The sequence below is a fragment of the Cupriavidus sp. HE11 genome (assembly GCF_056097175.1).
The window spans coordinates 286,901-302,503 of sequence record NZ_CP184464.1 but is presented as its reverse complement, the minus strand read 5'-3'; the positions used below and the strand labels follow the sequence as shown (position 1 = coordinate 302,503).

Below are 15,603 nucleotides of genomic sequence, written 5' to 3'. Positions count from 1 at the left end.
CTTCGATTCTCTAAGGCTGGAGCTGATTCTCTACGGCTGGAGCTATGTGCGCTCCTTGTGCGGGGGCGGGGCGTTATGAGATTCAGCGCCTCCACCAGCGATGCCCAGTCCGAGACTCTTGTACTCGCCAGACAGAAGCGCAAACCATGCCGAGCGCATAACACGAGACCAGAACGCCAAGGAGGGCAGGGAAAATCCGCCTTACGTGGCGGCTGTAGAAAGTCAGTAGGCTAAACCTGTTCTTCTCAAGGTCTTCGATCAGGATGCCGGAAATCAGGAATCCAGAAATGACGAAGAATATGTCGACTCCTACGAAACCGCGTGGCGTCAGCTGCGGGAAAGCATGAAATATGACGACGACCAGTACCGCAACAGCGCGTAGGCCGTCTATCTCTCGGCGATAGGCGGATTCGGCTGGCGCAAGCGCTGAGCCGGATGCTGGTTGCGCTATTGGTTCGTAGAGTTTCATGCGTCTTAAAGTGCGCTTTTAGATGCCTATGGATACGAGGCGCGAATATAGCAGACGAGCCGATGACGGCGTGGTTCTGGTACAGCCGCAACTTGAACGCGCTGGCCGATTCCGGCGACTTTGTAACGCTGACCCGGCGCATCAATGGGGGCACGAACGGACTCGCCGACCGACAGGACCGGTGGGCGCGTGCGACGAGCGCGATGGGAATTCAATAATGCCGCGGCAGCGGTGACCGGGGCATCAATGAATGAAGAATCAATCGTGGTAGCGAAGGTCGGCGGTGAGGCGGCGCTGGGCGCGGCAATCGCATCGAAGTTCATTCCGGGGAACTGGTGGCAGCGCGGCGTCTCCTTTCTGGGGAGTATGGGCGTCGGTTGCCTGGTTGGCGGCGCGGCAGTGGAACGCTTCGGCCTGATGCCAGGCAGCATACCCACATGCTTGCAGTGGCCGCTTCAGCGGTGTTCGGGTTGGCGATCGTCAACAACGGGATGCGGCAGATCCCCGAGTGGATGAACGCGGTCCGTCGCCGCTTCATCGGGAGCTGAGATGCAGGCGATCAACCTGATGGCGAACGCCATCATCTTTGCCGGTTCGATCTGGGCAGTACTCACGCAGAAGGTGCCTAACCGGACGGGCGGGGCGCTGATCCTGTTGCTGGTGAACTTTGCAGCTTTCGGCAACATGGTGTCGCCGTGGTTGTGGGCGGCTTGTCGTCTTTCAGGCTGGCCCAGCCCAAGAAGTAGGTCCAGACGTCGACCGCGTAAGCTGGCAGCATGTCTTTGATCTGCCACGCCTTGCCCTCGCCGGACTGTCACATGGAATGTTCGGCGTAGTCGAAGCAGCGGACCGGCCGGCTTCGTCCAGAGCGTAGTAACGGTCGTAGTCCGGCCTGACAGGGTTGACCGGCTGGCCGCCGGGTGGAACTGACGGGCGAGGCTTCGGAGAAAGGCGGGGCGTGTCTGCGATATACTGTATATATATACAGTATATCGCAGACAAAGGCAGGCTAATTCTTCGGCGCTTCCCAGGGCGTCGCGTGGCCCTTACCGCCGGCCCGGAGCAGCGCATCCTCATCTGTTTGGAGCGGTCGAGGTATATCAGGCCGCTTCGGGTAACATAGCGCCCTGATCAAGGCACCAGCGGCAAAAACGGAATGAAAGCGTCTGCACCACGAGTAAATGAAATCGATTTTTTGCGATTCTTCGCCGCGTTGCTGGTGGTCGCTTTTCATTATGCGTTCCGGGGCAGTGCGGCCGACGACCTTTCTACGTTCAGTTACCCCGCGTTAATCCCCGCAGCGAAGTATGGCTATCTAGGCGTCGATCTGTTTTTTATGATCAGCGGCTTCGTCATCCTCATGACGGCGGCCAGCGGGTCGCTGAGGCACTTCGTTGTTTCGCGTGTGACCAGGCTATTCCCAGCGTTCTGGGTGTGCTGCACCATCACATTTATCACTGCGCTAGTAATCGGCGGAGCGCGCTATCCCGTCACGTTTGGGCAGTACATCGCAAATATGCTGTCGCTCGGTTCGGGGCCAGGCGTGGCGCCCATCGATGGGGCGTACTGGTCGCTTGCGATCGAGATCAAGTTTTACGCGCTGGTGGCAATCGCGATGGCACTCGGCGCGACAAAGAGAGAGGAAGTGCTGCTGTGGGGATGGGCCTGCGCAACTGCCTTCGTCGATGTGTTTGGGCTGGATGCGTTCAAGCCATGGCTGCTCGCTGACTACGCGCCATACTTCATCGGCGGTGGAGCATTGTTCCTCACGTGGTCGAGAGGTCTATCCATTTCCCGCGGTGCACTGATAGTCAGTGCGTGGGGTTTGGCGACAGTGCATGCCATTAGCAGGGCATCAGGCATTGCTGCGTACTATAAAACGCCCATCAGTGGGACGGTGGTCGGCCTGATCGTTGCCCTGTTCTTCATTACGATGCTGCTGATTGCCACAAAGCGCACCGGGCCTTTCAAGGCATGGCGGACTACTACCCTCGGCGCCATCAGCTACCCGCTTTACCTTCTGCATCAGTTCATCGGGTACATGCTGCTCAATGCCGCCCCCATTCAAAGCCCGATTATGTTCTGGGCTCTTGTCGTGTTGATGATCGCTGCGTCCTATGCGGTGCACATCTTTGCGGAACGCCCGATCGCAGCCCATCTGAAGCGTGTCCTAAACAATGCGCGCCGGACCAACCGCGCTTACTGAGGCTGGCTGGATACTACGCGGGGGGGGGCGCCGGTCGATTTGCCAGCTTTTTTGCCAGTATTTCTCAGAAAACCGCATGGTTGAGCCAGATCGCTGGGGTTCGAGTCCGCGGCGCCCGGGGAGGCGACGAAGCCCCCTCAATTCCGTGGGAATACCCTGAGAAAAACACGGGAATTTTCGGTGTTTTAGGGCTTCGAGTATTCCCGCGAATCGCCCGGAAACCGGCTCTGGGCAAGGCTTCGCGGCGCGTATATCGTTGGGCTTCCGGCGCCTGTTGATTTCCTATGCTGTACTGGATACCAGAACCAGATGCCAGTGGAGGCGATCATGGTCCAGCGCTTCTTCGATCTTCCTCAGCAAGAGCAGGACGCGGTTGCGGCCGCGTGTGCAAAGCACGGGTTTGTGCCGGACGACTTTGAATTTGTCGTGGATGGTGTTGACGGCGGCCGTCAGACCGTTGCCGTCGAGCGGGTCGTGGGTGGGCACTTTCAGAAATACAAGGTGCCCGACGGCTCGGGTTGGACGGTGGCCTTCGAGGCTGATCTCGATGCCGACTGGTTCGGCGCGCCCTTGGCAGACTGAGGATCGGGTGGGCCTTCTTCGGGCAGACCCCCTAAGCGATCGGCCAAAAAAAACCGGCCCTTGGCGGGGTCGACAAGGTCCGGTCATGCGCATGACGCGAATACGCCAGTGATGCAGTGCGCGTCAGTGAGTTTAATCAGGCTTCTGTCAGTTTTAAATGAAGCCTTAATTACACGTTGTGGGCTCGCAACTCCACTTCTTACAAAGCGGGGCGTCTGACCTCTGAAGAGGCGGGCCGTTTGCCCGCGTGGCACGGCGCGGGCGAAAAGACGTCAGTCGAGCAGCTTCGTGCTCGGTTCGGCGAGTTCCAGCATGCGGCAGATGGCGGCCATGTTGCCGACCATCGTGCGGCGTTGCGCGCCCTGGTAGACGCGGACGCCCTTGATTTGCCGGAACGGGACCGGCTTGACCGGGCGGCGGGAAGCGGTGGGATTCGATTGCAGCATGGCAACACCTCGTTATTTGCGACAGCAGTGGTCCGCGCCCGTCGTCCAGCAAGGACGGGGCGGCGTGGGCAAAGCAAAGCGGGTGACCAGGGCAGACGGCCGTGCTGCCTAAGTCTCGGGAGTCGGAGACGCTGTCAGGCGCCTCCGGTCACGCTAGAAGCCTGATGATCGGATCAGGCCGACAGCGATACCTTCCAGGGAGAATTCATCGCGGCCCGAATGGAGCACAATATTCTGGAAATCGGGGTTTTCGGCGATCAGTTCGATCGTGTCGCCGCGTTTCTTCAGGCGCTTGACGGTGACATCTTCGCCAAGGCGGGCCACGACGATCTTGCCGTTGGCGGCCTCGCTGGCCTTCTTGACGGCCAGCAGGTCGCCGTCCAGGATGCCGGCGTCGCGCATGCTCAGACCGCGTACTCGCAGCAGGTAGTCAGGGCGCTCGTCGAACACGGAGGCGTCCACTTGGTATTGGCGATCGATATGCTCCGCGGCAAGGATCGGGCTGCCTGCAGCGACGCGACCGACCAGCGGTAGTGTCAGTTGCAGCACGCCAGCCATCGGCAGCGTGAACTGGTCGGAACGCTCCGAATCGCTGCGTGCCACCTTGAGTCGGATGCCGCGCGATGCGCCGGGCGTCAGTTCGATCACTCCCTTGCGCGCCAGCGCCCGCAGGTGTTCCTCGGCCGAATTGGGCGAGGAAAAACCGAACTCGGCGGCGATCTCGGCGCGTGTGGGCGGAAAGCCCGTGTTGCGGATCGTGTCGCGGATCAGATCGAAAATCTGCTGCTGCCGGGGTGTCAGGGTCGCCATGGTTCGCCGGTCTCTCGTGCCGAAGCACTGTATGTTTAAACAGTATGCTGTGATTTTATACAGTATCGTGTGAAGTGCAAGCACAATTTGCGCAGCGGGCTCTACATGGACCGAACCCGGCCCGGTGGCTTCGCGGGTTTGTCATGGGGTAGCCGGCGCGGCGCGGCAGTTACAATCGTTGGTCGGATCCAGGGTAGTGCGCCCCTAAAGCCAGTCCATAAGCCAGCCTTCATTCATGCCAGCTTCCTCGTCATTGCCGCCCCGCGTTGTTGTTCTTGCCACTGGCGGCACCATTGCCGGGACGTCCGGCGATCCCGCCAGTAGTGCCCAGTACCAGGCCGCCACCGTGCCGGTGTCGCAGCTGGTGCAGGCGGTTCCCGCGCTGGCCGATGTGGCGCACGTGGCGACCGAGCAGGTGGCGCAGATCGACAGCAAGGACATGGCGTTCGGTCTCTGGCAGCAACTGGCGGGGCGCGTGGCGTACTGGTCGGCTCAGCCGGATGTGGCCGGTATTGTGATCACGCATGGCACCGATACGCTTGAGGAAACGGCGATGTTCCTGCACCTGACGCAGACGTGTCCGGTGCCGGTGGTCATCACGGCGGCGATGCGGCCGGCGACCTCGCTGTCGGCCGATGGCCCGCTGAACCTGCTCGATGCCGTGCGCGTCGCGGCCAGTCCGGATGCAAGGGGTGGCGGGGTGCTCGTGGTCCTGAACCAGCAGATCCATGCGGCTCGTGACGTGACCAAGGCGCACACGTCGGCTGTCGACGCGTTTGTCTCGCCGAATACGGGGCCGCTCGGTTACGTGCAGGACGCCTATATTCGATTCACGCGCATGCCGGCGCGGCGCGACATGGCGATTTTGCCGGTGCCGACGACCTGGCCGCTGGCGGAGATCGTGGTCAGCCATGCCCAGCCGGGCAGGGTGGCCATCGATGCGATGGTGGCGGCAGGTGTGAAGGGGCTGGTGGTGGCCGCCACGGGGAACGGTTCGATTCACGAAACCCTGGCGGCGGCGCTGGCCGATGCGGCCGGTGCCGGCGTTGCTGTGGTGCGCAGTTCGCGTACCGGAGCGGGGCATGTGTCGATACCGGCGCATCCGTCGCCGCGGGCCGGTTTGTTCGTGTCGGCGGGCGACCTCAACCCGTACAAGGCGCGCGTGCTGCTGCTGCTTGCGCTGGCGGCCGATCCATTGCTGGGCTTCGATGCCGGGCGCCTGCAGTCGGTGTTCATGGCCTGCTGAACCCGCCCTGCGCCCGAGCCTTGCGGATTTGCAGGGTTCCGGGCTATACTCGCGGGCTATTCAACCTTGCCGCACCGGACGTGACGCCCGGGTGGCTCATCCCAAAAGGAGCGTCAATGCGTCATTACGAAATCGTATTTATCGTCCATCCGGACCAGAGCGAACAAGTGCCGGCGATGATCGAGCGCTACAAGCAGCTCGTCACGTCGCAAAATGGCCAGATCCACCGCGTGGAAGACTGGGGCCGCCGTCAGATGGCCTACATGATCCAGAAGCTGGCCAAGGCTCATTACGTTTGCCTGAACATCGAATGCGGCAAGGACACGCTGGCTGAACTCGAGCACGCGTTCAAGTTCAATGACGCCGTGCTGCGTCACCTGATCGTCCAGACCAAGAAGGCTGAGACCGCTCCGTCGCCGATGATGAAGGAAGTGCAGCGCGAAGAAGCCCGCAAGGCCGCGCAAACGACCACGGAAGGCCAGGCCGCCTGAGTGCGGACTGCTGTGTCGCGGTGAACCAGCTCCGGCTGACCGCCACGCTCGCCGAGCGAGATACGCTTCGCTATACGCCGGCCGGCATCCCTGTCGTCAACTGCATCCTGCAGCATGTCGGCGAGGTGATGGAGGCGGAAACGCCCCGGCAGGTGGAATTCGCAGTGGTGGCCATGGGCATCGGCCCGATTGGCCAGCGGCTCGAGCGCATGCCGCTCGGCACGCTGCTCGACTGCGAAGGCTTTCTGGCCCGCAAGCACCGCAACAGCAAGACACTGGTCTTTCACATCACTCGATGTAAAGCATTCGAAAAGGATTGAATCATGGCATTCGTCAAACGTGACAACAAGAACAAGAAGCGCTTCCAGCAACAGAACCCGCTGTTCAAGCGCAAGCGCTTCTGCCGCTTCACCGTGGCTGGCGTCGAACAGATCGACTACAAGGATCTGGACACCCTGAAGGACTTCATCGGCGACAACGGCAAGATCACGCCGGCTCGTCTGACCGGTACCAAGGCTCACTATCAGCGTCAGCTGGATACGGCCATCAAGCGCGCCCGCTTCCTGGCGCTGATGCCGTACACCGACCTGCACAAGAACTGATAGTCCCAGGACCGCAAGGAGAAATACACGATGCAAGTCATTCTGCTGGAAAAAGTCATCAACCTGGGCAACCTGGGCGATATCGTTCGCGTGAAGGACGGTTACGCACGTAACTTCCTGATCCCGACCAAGCGCGCTCGCCGTGCTACGCAAACCGCCATCGCCGAATTCGAAGTGAAGCGCGCCGAGCTGGAAAAGGCCGCCGCCGAGAAGCTGGCTGCTTCGCAAGCCGAAGGCGAGAAGCTGAACGGCCTGACCGTCCAGATCACCCAGAAGTCGGGTGTGGACGGCCGTCTGTTCGGTTCGGTGACCAACGCCGACATCGCCGTGGCCCTGGAAGGCCAAGGCTTCAAGGTCGAGAAGTCGCAAGTGCGTCTGCCGAACGGCCCGCTGAAGCTGGTGGGCGACTACACCGTTGGCGTGTCGCTGCACACCGACGTGCTGGTCGACATCACCGTTTCGGTGCTGGGCGAACACGTCTAAGCTGTACGCGTCTGTGATGCGCCGGTCCGGACCGGTGCGTCGGATGCACGAAAAGGCAGGAGCCATGCTCCTGCCTTTTTTCTTTGGGCGCCGTCCCGTGCAGGCCCACCCCGCTATAATTGCCCCCCATGAACGCGCCCGCCGCAGATCCCCAACTAGACAACCTCAAGGTTCCTCCGCACTCGATCGAGGCCGAACAATCGGTGCTTGGCGGGTTGCTGCTGGATAACGCCGCCTGGGACCGCATTGCCGATTTCCTGTCTGAGGCCGATTTCTACCGGTTCGACCACCGGGTGATCTTTCAGAGCATTGCCCGGCTGATCTCGGCCACCAAGCCGGCCGACGTGATCACGGTCTACGAAATGCTCCAGGTGGCCGGCAAGGCCGAGGAAGTGGGTGGGCTGGCGTACCTGAATTCGCTCGCACAGAACACGCCGAGCGCGGCCAATATCCGTCGCTATGCCGAAATCGTTCGGGAGCGCTCGGTGCTGCGCAAGCTTGTGACCGTTGCCGACGATATTGCCTCGGCAGCCTTCGCGCCCAAGGGGCGAGAAGTGCGCGAACTGCTCGACGAGGCCGAATCCAAGGTTTTTGCGATCGCGGAAGAGGGTTCGCGTGGTCAGAAGGGCTTCCAGGAGATCCAGCCGCTGCTGACGCAGGTAGTGGAGCGGATCGACGAGCTCTATCACCGTGACACCACCACCGACGTGACCGGCGTGCCGACCGGCTTTATCGACCTGGATCGCATGACCAGCGGTATGCAGCCGGGTGATCTGATCATCGTCGCCGGCCGTCCCTCGATGGGCAAGACCGCGTTTTCGCTGAACATTGGCGAGCACGTGGCGGTGGAGCAGGGCCTGCCCGTCGCCGTGTTCTCGATGGAAATGGCTGGCGTGCAGCTGGCCATGCGTATGCTGGGCTCGGTGGGTCGGCTTGATCAGCACCGGCTGCGTACCGGCCGCCTGCTGGACGAGGACTGGCCGCGCCTGACGCATTCGATCCAGCGCATGAACGATGCGCAGCTGTTCATCGACGAGACGCCGGCACTGAACCCGATGGAACTGCGGGCCCGTTCGCGGCGCCTGGCGCGCCAGTGCGGGCAGCTGGGCCTGATCATCATCGATTACCTGCAGCTGATGTCGGGTTCGGGCGGAGGCGAAAACCGCGCGACGGAAATCTCGGAAATCTCGCGGTCACTGAAGGGGCTGGCGAAGGAGCTTCACTGCCCGGTCATTGCGCTGTCGCAGCTGAACCGAAGCCTGGAACAGCGTCCGAACAAGCGCCCAGTGATGTCCGATCTGCGTGAATCGGGCGCCATCGAACAGGATGCCGACGTGATCCTGTTCATTTATCGCGACGAAGTGTACAACCCCGACTCGCAGGACAAAGGGACTGCCGAAATTATCATCGGCAAGCAGCGTAACGGTCCGATCGGCACCGTTCGGCTCACGTTCCTGGGTCAATTCACGAAGTTCGACAACTTCAGCGGCGGCCCGGCGTTCTTCGACAACGACACCTGATTGTCAGGGGGTTACACCGCTGGGCGGTGCAACCCTGTAAAATATTGCGCTTTGATGACAGCCGCCCACGAGGCGGCTGTCGTGCAATTGCTCTGCCTCCCATTTGCAACACAACCGAGCGCTGCCGTGAGGCGCGCCACAAGGACATTTCATGTTCGGCCGTTTCATGCCCACCGAGGGCAAGTTCTTCGAATACTTCAACCAGCACGCCGACTGCGCCGTCACCGCCGCGCACGAGCTGGAAGCGTTGGTCAATGACCTGCCCAACGCCGAAGGCCATGCCCGCCGCGTGCAGGCCACCGAAAAGAAGGCAGACCGTATCACGCACGACACGATCGATCTGCTGCACAAGACCTTCATCACGCCGCTGGACCGTGACGAGATCCACAAGCTCATCACGACCATGGACGACATCCTGGACCTGATGGAGGACGTGGCCGAGACGATCTCGCTGTACGACGTCACGCACCTGACCGAAGAAGCCCGCCGCCTGGCCGCGATCTGCGTGCAGTGCTGCGAAGCCGTCAAGATCGCCGTGGGCCTGCTTGAGGACATGGGCAACGCCAGCACGATCCTGAAGACTGCCCAGCAGATCGACCAGCTCGAATCGGAAGCCGACCGCGTGATGCGTTCGGCCATGTCGAAGCTGTTCCGCGACGAGACCGACGTCAAGCGCCTGATCAAGCTGAAGGCGATCTACGAGCAGCTGGAGTCCATCACCGACAAGTGCGAGGACGTGGCGAACATCATCGAAGGCATCGTCCTGGAAAACGCCTGAGGCTCGCACTGGCATGCAAACAGTACAAATGAGCTTGTGGGTCATCGGGTTGCTGGTGGCACTGGCGCTGCTGTTCGACTTCATGAACGGCTTTCACGACGCGGCCAATTCGATTGCCACGGTGGTTTCCACGGGTGTGCTGAAGCCACACCATGCCGTGGCCATGGCGGCCATGTGCAACGTGGTGGCAATCTTCATCTTCCACCTGAAGGTGGCGGCCACAGTGGGTACGGGCACGGTCGACGTGAATATCGTCGATCACTACGTGATATTCGGGGCGCTGGTCGGCGCCATCGCCTGGAACGTGATTACGTGGCTCTACGGCATTCCGTCGTCGTCGTCGCACGCGCTGATCGGCGGCCTGGTGGGCGCTGCGGTTGCCAAGGGCGGCACGGGCGTGCTGGTGGGCAACGGCCTGCTGAAGACCGTGGCGTTCATCCTGATCTCGCCGCTGCTGGGCTTTATCCTGGGCTCGCTGATGATGGTGATCGTGGGCTGGACGTTCTTCCGTACGCCGCCATCGCGCGTGGACCGCTGGTTCCGCCGGCTGCAGCTGGTGTCGGCATCGCTCTACAGCCTGGGCCATGGCGGCAATGACGCGCAGAAGACCATCGGCATCATCTGGATGCTGCTGATCGCCAGCGGCCATGTGGCCGTGGGTGGCGCCGAGCCGCCGATGTGGGTCATCGCGAGCTGCTACGTTGCCATCGGCATGGGTACGCTGTTCGGCGGCTGGCGGATCGTTCGGACCATGGGCCAGAAGATCACCAAGCTGAAGCCGGTGGGTGGCTTCTGCGCGGAGACCGGCGGCGCGATTACGCTGTTTATCGCTTCGGCGCTGGGCGTGCCGGTGTCGACCACGCATACCATCACCGGCGCCATCGTCGGTGTCGGCTCGGCGCAGAAGATGTCGGCCGTGCGCTGGGGCGTGGCAGGCAATATCGTCTGGGCGTGGGTGCTGACGATTCCGGCATCGGCGTTTATGTCGGCCATCGCCTGGTGGATTGGCAAGCAGATCCTGTAAGCCTTATCCGGCAGATACGCAGACAGAAAAGCCAGGCATTGCGCCTGGCTTTTTTATTATTGGTTGGCGAATGCTGCAATCGGATCGTCTTCCGGCGGCGGGGCCGTGGGTACGGCGGGCACCGGCATGGTCGGAGCGGGGGTGATCGAAGGCGACGGTGCCGGCGTCATCGGCAGGTTGCTGGCCGCCACCACGCGCCGTGCGCCGTTGTAGCGCGAGGCCCAATAGGACTTGCCCATGTCTTCGAGCCGGACCGTGCCACCGGTGGCCGGCGCATGCACGAAGCGGTTCTGTCCAACATAGATGCCGACATGCGAGTTGGCGCGGCCAGTGGTGTTGAAGAACACCAGGTCGCCCGATGCCACTTCGCTGCGGTCGAGCGATACGCCGCGCTGGCCCATCTGTTCGGTCGTGCGCGGCAGGTTGACGCTGGCGGCGCGCAGCACCACATAGCGGACCAGGCCGCTGCAGTCGAATCCGGAATCGGGCGTGTTGCCACCGTAGCGGTAGGGCGTGCCGACCAGCGACATCGCCTGGATCGAGATTTCTTCCAGGCCGGCGCTCGGGTCGATCATGGGCTTGCCCGGCGTGCGGGGCAGCGAAGACGTATGGCGGGCAGGGGGGCTACCGGCGCAAGCCGCCAGCAGCAGGGCGCCCGCACACAACGCGGTCAGGGCGAGCCGGGACGAACGCCGCGTTGACGTAGCCGGGGGCAGCGTGGAACGCGCGGAACGCGGTATTGGGGGCAATGGAAGCGGGCGCTGCGGCATCCTTCTTGTGGTTCGGTTGCCGGGTCAGGCGTCCGCCCCACCGTACAGGGTGGGACTGCCAGCGAATTTCTCGGCGGAAACTACCAGCGCAGCTGCGCGTTGCGCGTGCCGGTACTGATCTTGATAGACTTTGGCTGACCCTTGTAACTGGCCTCGATATTGTAGCTGCCTTCTGGCGCACGTATGAGGCAGCGCGGGCCGCCGGCGCGGAAATCGGCCACATTCTGGCCGTCGCGCGTCAGTTTTACATCAACATCGGCCAGGTATTCGCCATCGGCACCCCGGGTAAAGAGGATGCCCATGTTGAAGTTTTTCTCCTGCGCGGCCAGCCTGGTCCGTTCGTCCTCGGCGATGCCGCCGCAGACGTAGCTGATCGGGCCCATGGTGCGGATCACCATCTCGTTGCCGACGGGCGCGCTGGCGTCCGCAGCCTTGGCCGGGTGCAGGGCGGCCGCCACGATCACCGTGGCGCCAATCACTGCGGCCACGGCAAGGCGCTTGCGCCGGGTGGCGCGTGCGTTCTGGGAAAACAGGGTCCTGCTGGTGGACAGGTATCTGCTGAAAGTCGGTTGCCTGTTCATCGACGCCTCCGTATCGACATGAACACCCAGCCATCATAGCCGGGTCGTGCAGTGCTGGCTGTCGGCCAAACGCCGACGCTGCGTGATGCGCCACACTACGCGATGCGGCCACGGGCGGCCATGGAACAGGCCGGCCCGTGGAACTGCCAGGGTTGCAGTGACTGCCGCGTTACAGCACGTCCGCCGCGTGGTCGGCCAGTCGCGAGCGTTCGCCACGGGCCAGGGTTACGTGGCCACTGTGGCTCCAGCCCTTGAAGCGGTCCACCACGTAGGTCAGGCCGGACGAGCCTTCGGTCAGGTACGGGGTATCGATCTGCGCGATATTGCCCAGGCAGACGATCTTGGTGCCGGGGCCCGCCCGGGTGACCAGCGTCTTCATCTGCTTCGGCGTCAGGTTCTGCGCTTCATCGATGATCACGAACTTGTTGACGAAGGTACGGCCGCGCATGAAGTTCATGCTCTTGACCTTGATACGTGAGCGGATCAGCTCCTGCGTGGCCGCGCGGCCCCATTCGCCGGCGCTGTCGTCGCTCTTCTGCAGCACTTCGAGGTTGTCGTCGAAGGCGCCCATCCATGGCTGCATCTTCTCTTCCTCGGTACCCGGCAGGAAGCCGATGTCCTCGCCCACGGGCACGGTGGCACGCGTGACGATGATCTCGTTGTAGAGCTTCTGGTCCAGCACCTGTTCCAGGCCCGACGCCAGCGCCAGCAGCGTCTTGCCGGTGCCGGCCTGGCCGAGCAGCGTCACGAAGTCGACATCGGGGCTCATCAGCAGGTTCAGCGCGAAGTTCTGCTCGCGGTTGCGGGCCACCACGCTCCACACGTTGTTCTTGTTGTGGGTGTAGTCCCTCAGCGTCTGCAGCAGGGCGGTCTTGCCGTTGATTTCCTTGACCTGGGCGTACAGCGGCAGGCTGCCGTCCATGGGCTCCAGGTAGACGAACTGGTTGACCAGGAACGACGGCACCAGCGGGCCGGTCAGGCGATAGAACATCGTGCCCGACTTCGGGTCCTGCCAGCTTTCCACGCCCTTGCCATGCTTGGCCCAGAAATCGCTAGGCAGCTGCATCACGCCCGAGTAGAGCAGGTCCTTGTCTTCCAGGACCTGGTCGTTGAAGTAGTCCTCGGCGGGAAGGCCCAGCGCGCGGGCCTTGATGCGCATGTTGATGTCTTTCGACACCAGCACCACCTGGCGCTCCGGATACTGCTGCTGCAGCGCGCTGACCACGCCCAGGATCTGGTTGTCGGCCTTGCCCTGCGGCAAGCCTTCGGGCAGCTTGATATCGTTCAGGCGGGTCTGGAAGAACAGCTTGCCGGCGGCGTCGCGGTTGCCGAGCTTGGCCAGCGGCAGGCCCTCGTCGAGCACGCCGTCCGTGCCGCCCACGAGCTGGTCCAGCGTGCGGCTGACCATGCGCGCGTTGCGCGCAACTTCGCTCATGCCCTTCTTGTGGTTGTCCAGTTCCTCGAGCGTCATCATCGGCAGATAGATGTCGTGTTCCTCGAAGCGGAACAGCGAGCTCGGGTCATGCATCAGCACGTTGGTGTCGAGCACGAACAGCTTGCTTGGGCCTGCGGTCTTGCGCGCGCGGCGCGTGGGGCCGGCGGCCGGCTTGACCAGGCTGACGGATGGCGATGCCGGCGGGGTGGCGACCGGCGCCGGGGCGTCGGCGGTCTTGGCCCGGGTTGTGCTGCCGGCGCGTGCACGGGTGGCGGGCGCCTCGGTGTCGCCGGTCTCGAGCAGTGCCACACGCTCGAGGACCGGCACGGGTTTCTTACCCTGCGCGGCTTTGGCCTTGGGCAGTGTCACCGGAGCGAACTCGCTCGGGTCCAGCAGTTGGGCAGGCTTGGCGGGCATGGTAGGCAGCGGCATGCTTGGCTTTCCTTTCAGGGGAGCAAACGGGGGCGAAGAAAACGCGGGCGTACAGCCGGGCGTACAACCGGGAAACTGCAGAAAACGGGAAAACCGGAGTGGCGTGCGGTAGTGAAACCGAACAGGAAACAAAAAAGCCGCCAGGCCTGGAGTGCAGGGGTGGCGGCTTCTCTGCGGTCCCGCGACGCGGCAGGTCCGCTACCAGCCCTGGGACTGTGCCTGTCGGGCTGGGACGTTACTGCAGCGTGGCAACTGTGATCGGAACGCATTGAGGCCCAATCTACCCGAAGGTTTTCGCTTTTGCAATCGGTCAAATTCTCGTCGCGATTGCGCAACTGTCTTCGGGCCATGCGACGTACGGGTTGTCACGCCGAGGATGTTCCGGTTCACATCCCCTTGACGATCTCCAGCACCTCGTCCACGTGGTTCGGCACCTTGATGCCACGCATTTCATGGCGCAGCACGCCTTTGGCGTCGAGGATGAAGGTGCTGCGCTCGATGCCGCGCACTTCCTTGCCATACATCTTTTTCATCTTGATGACATCGAAGATGTTGCAGATGGCTTCGTCGGCGTCGGAGATCAGCTCGAACGGCAGCTCCAGCTTGGCCTTGAAGTTCTCGTGCGACTTCAGGCTGTCGCGCGAAATGCCGAAGACCGCCACCCCGGCCGCCTCGAAGGCATCGTGCTGGTCGCGGAAGTTCATGGCCTCGGTGGTGCAACCCGGCGTGTTGTCCTTCGGGTAGAAGTACAGCACCAGGGTCTTGCCGCGGTGGTCGGCAAGACGGAAATCCCCACCGGTAGCGGGGGCCTGGAAGTCGGGAACGGCCTTGTTGAGACTGACGGTCATGCTGGTGGCTCTCCTGGATGACGATGCATCGGTGACGGCGGCGGCCCATTATTGATGTGTGCGCCTGGACCTGCGCCATGGCGGGTGCAGATTGGGGCAGTCGGCCGGACTTCAAGCGTGACGCCGGCTCAACCCGGCAAAAAAGTGGTGCATGACCGGGTTGCCCAGCCCTGCCAGGCAACCGGATCGGCCGGGATCAGCCGGATCAGCCTTGTGCGGCGGGCTCCACCAGCAGCACCGCCGCGACCTTGCGGCCCTCGGCCATGAGGATATTGTAGGTGCGGCATGCAGCCTGCAGGTCCATGGCGTCGACCCCGATATGCAGGCGGGCCAGCGCCGCGGTCAGGCGCGGGTGCGGGAAGCGCAGGCGATTGCCGGTGCCCAGCAGCACGACTTCGGGCTTCCTGTCCAGCAGTGCCTCGAAGTGCGCCGGTTCGAGGTCTTCGAAGCGACCCACCGGCCAGGGCGCGACTTCGCCCTCGGGCATGACCAATACCGACTGGTCGTGGCGCACCGCGTTGATTTCGACATAGCCGGGGCCGTAGCCGGTCACGGTGTTCAGGTTCTGGGGTTGGTCGGCGTGGAGTTTCAAGGGGCGAGCCTCATGCCGCCCGGGGTGTCCGGAGGCCGCTCCCTGGGCTGGGACGGGCGGCCGGATCGGCCACGGAAGGGGCGGGCGGCGGGTTGGTGGCAGGATCGTGCGTGCGGGGGGCCAAAAGGCTCGCTGCAATGCAAGAATCCATGCCGAAGTCTGTCATAATCCGATATCTTATAGCTTTTGCCTCCCGGTCTGCCACGCTCGACTGCTGCCCAGCGACGCGCGCCGCCAGACGTCCAGGTCAATCCAGAAGATTCCCAAGACCGCTGCCGCAGAGACCGG

The 15,603-nt window shown here is 62.7% G+C and carries 19 protein-coding genes; 11 read left to right on the top strand and 8 right to left on the bottom strand.

The genetic code is table 11. From position 1 onward, the window contains the following. Window positions 1-82: 82 nt before the first annotated feature. A complete protein-coding gene (locus ACOABP_RS01400) occupies window positions 83-469 on the bottom strand; it encodes an acyltransferase family protein (protein ID WP_474226650.1) in 387 nt (128 codons plus the stop codon). Window positions 470-1,018: 549 nt separating this feature from the next. On the opposite strand from ACOABP_RS01400, the gene ACOABP_RS01395 reads away from it, so the two are divergent. From ACOABP_RS01395 to ACOABP_RS01385, 3 genes are all read left to right on the top strand, one after another. Beyond that, window positions 1,019-1,255 (top strand): hypothetical protein, encoded by a 237-nt coding sequence (locus tag ACOABP_RS01395; protein ID WP_474226649.1) that lies wholly within the window; start codon window positions 1,019-1,021, stop codon window positions 1,253-1,255. 370 nt (window positions 1,256-1,625) lie between these two features. Then, window positions 1,626-2,675, top strand: coding sequence for an acyltransferase family protein (locus tag ACOABP_RS01390; protein ID WP_474226648.1), 1,050 nt, complete (start codon window positions 1,626-1,628; stop codon window positions 2,673-2,675). 327 nt (window positions 2,676-3,002) lie between these two features. After that, window positions 3,003-3,257, top strand: a complete 255-nt coding sequence (locus ACOABP_RS01385) for a hypothetical protein (protein WP_474226647.1) — start codon at window positions 3,003-3,005, stop codon at window positions 3,255-3,257. A 272-nt stretch (window positions 3,258-3,529) separates the two neighbouring features. Here ACOABP_RS01385 and ACOABP_RS01380 read toward each other — a convergent pair whose 3' ends face one another. Both ACOABP_RS01380 and lexA read right to left on the bottom strand, forming a co-directional pair. Further along, window positions 3,530-3,703, bottom strand: coding sequence for a hypothetical protein (locus ACOABP_RS01380; RefSeq protein WP_474226646.1), 174 nt, complete (start codon window positions 3,701-3,703; stop codon window positions 3,530-3,532). Window positions 3,704-3,856: 153 nt separating this feature from the next. Continuing rightward, window positions 3,857-4,513, bottom strand: coding sequence for a transcriptional repressor LexA (gene lexA / locus ACOABP_RS01375; protein ID WP_029051057.1), 657 nt, complete (start codon window positions 4,511-4,513; stop codon window positions 3,857-3,859). A 235-nt stretch (window positions 4,514-4,748) separates the two neighbouring features. Here lexA and ACOABP_RS01370 point away from each other — a divergent pair, with 235 nt between their 5' ends. From ACOABP_RS01370 to ACOABP_RS01335, 8 genes are all read left to right on the top strand, one after another. After that, window positions 4,749-5,759, top strand: a complete 1,011-nt coding sequence (locus tag ACOABP_RS01370) for an asparaginase (protein WP_474226645.1) — start codon at window positions 4,749-4,751, stop codon at window positions 5,757-5,759. Between the two features lie 116 nt (window positions 5,760-5,875). Next, window positions 5,876-6,250, top strand: a complete 375-nt coding sequence (gene rpsF / locus ACOABP_RS01365; RefSeq protein ID WP_029051059.1) for a 30S ribosomal protein S6 — start codon at window positions 5,876-5,878, stop codon at window positions 6,248-6,250. A gap of 20 nt (window positions 6,251-6,270) precedes the next feature. Continuing rightward, window positions 6,271-6,570 carry a primosomal replication protein N gene (gene priB / locus ACOABP_RS01360; RefSeq protein WP_474226644.1) on the top strand — a complete coding sequence of 100 codons (300 nt, stop codon included), beginning with the start codon at window positions 6,271-6,273 and terminating at the stop codon, window positions 6,568-6,570. A 3-nt stretch (window positions 6,571-6,573) separates the two neighbouring features. Continuing rightward, window positions 6,574-6,852: a 30S ribosomal protein S18 gene (gene rpsR, locus ACOABP_RS01355; protein ID WP_006163606.1), complete on the top strand. Its 279-nt coding sequence runs from the start codon at window positions 6,574-6,576 to the stop codon at window positions 6,850-6,852. Window positions 6,853-6,882: 30 nt separating this feature from the next. Further along, window positions 6,883-7,335, top strand: a complete 453-nt coding sequence (gene rplI, locus ACOABP_RS01350; protein WP_066733498.1) for a 50S ribosomal protein L9 — start codon at window positions 6,883-6,885, stop codon at window positions 7,333-7,335. A 128-nt stretch (window positions 7,336-7,463) separates the two neighbouring features. Then, entirely contained in the window at window positions 7,464-8,855 is a 1,392-nt protein-coding gene (locus ACOABP_RS01345) for a replicative DNA helicase (RefSeq protein ID WP_066733496.1), read from the top strand. A gap of 151 nt (window positions 8,856-9,006) precedes the next feature. Beyond that, the gene (locus tag ACOABP_RS01340) at window positions 9,007-9,633 is read left to right on the top strand and encodes a DUF47 domain-containing protein (RefSeq protein ID WP_474226643.1); all 627 of its coding nucleotides are present in this window, start codon (window positions 9,007-9,009) and stop codon (window positions 9,631-9,633) included. 13 nt (window positions 9,634-9,646) lie between these two features. Continuing rightward, window positions 9,647-10,657, top strand: a complete 1,011-nt coding sequence (locus tag ACOABP_RS01335; protein ID WP_474226642.1) for an inorganic phosphate transporter — start codon at window positions 9,647-9,649, stop codon at window positions 10,655-10,657. Window positions 10,658-10,713: 56 nt separating this feature from the next. Here ACOABP_RS01335 and ACOABP_RS01330 read toward each other — a convergent pair whose 3' ends face one another. The 5 genes from ACOABP_RS01330 to ACOABP_RS01310 all read right to left on the bottom strand — a co-directional run bounded on the left by ACOABP_RS01330 (window position 10,714) and on the right by ACOABP_RS01310 (window position 15,315). Further along, entirely contained in the window at window positions 10,714-11,427 is a 714-nt protein-coding gene (locus ACOABP_RS01330; RefSeq protein ID WP_474226641.1) for a C40 family peptidase, read from the bottom strand. Window positions 11,428-11,507: 80 nt separating this feature from the next. Beyond that, window positions 11,508-12,008, bottom strand: coding sequence for a hypothetical protein (locus ACOABP_RS01325; protein WP_474226640.1), 501 nt, complete (start codon window positions 12,006-12,008; stop codon window positions 11,508-11,510). 169 nt (window positions 12,009-12,177) lie between these two features. Continuing rightward, window positions 12,178-13,875, bottom strand: a complete 1,698-nt coding sequence (locus tag ACOABP_RS01320; RefSeq protein WP_474226639.1) for a PhoH family protein — start codon at window positions 13,873-13,875, stop codon at window positions 12,178-12,180. Between the two features lie 386 nt (window positions 13,876-14,261). Then, window positions 14,262-14,723 carry a peroxiredoxin gene (locus ACOABP_RS01315; RefSeq protein WP_474226638.1) on the bottom strand — a complete coding sequence of 154 codons (462 nt, stop codon included), beginning with the start codon at window positions 14,721-14,723 and terminating at the stop codon, window positions 14,262-14,264. A gap of 205 nt (window positions 14,724-14,928) precedes the next feature. Continuing rightward, the gene (locus ACOABP_RS01310; protein ID WP_474226637.1) at window positions 14,929-15,315 is read right to left on the bottom strand and encodes an Mth938-like domain-containing protein; all 387 of its coding nucleotides are present in this window, start codon (window positions 15,313-15,315) and stop codon (window positions 14,929-14,931) included. Window positions 15,316-15,603: the final 288 nt, after the last annotated feature.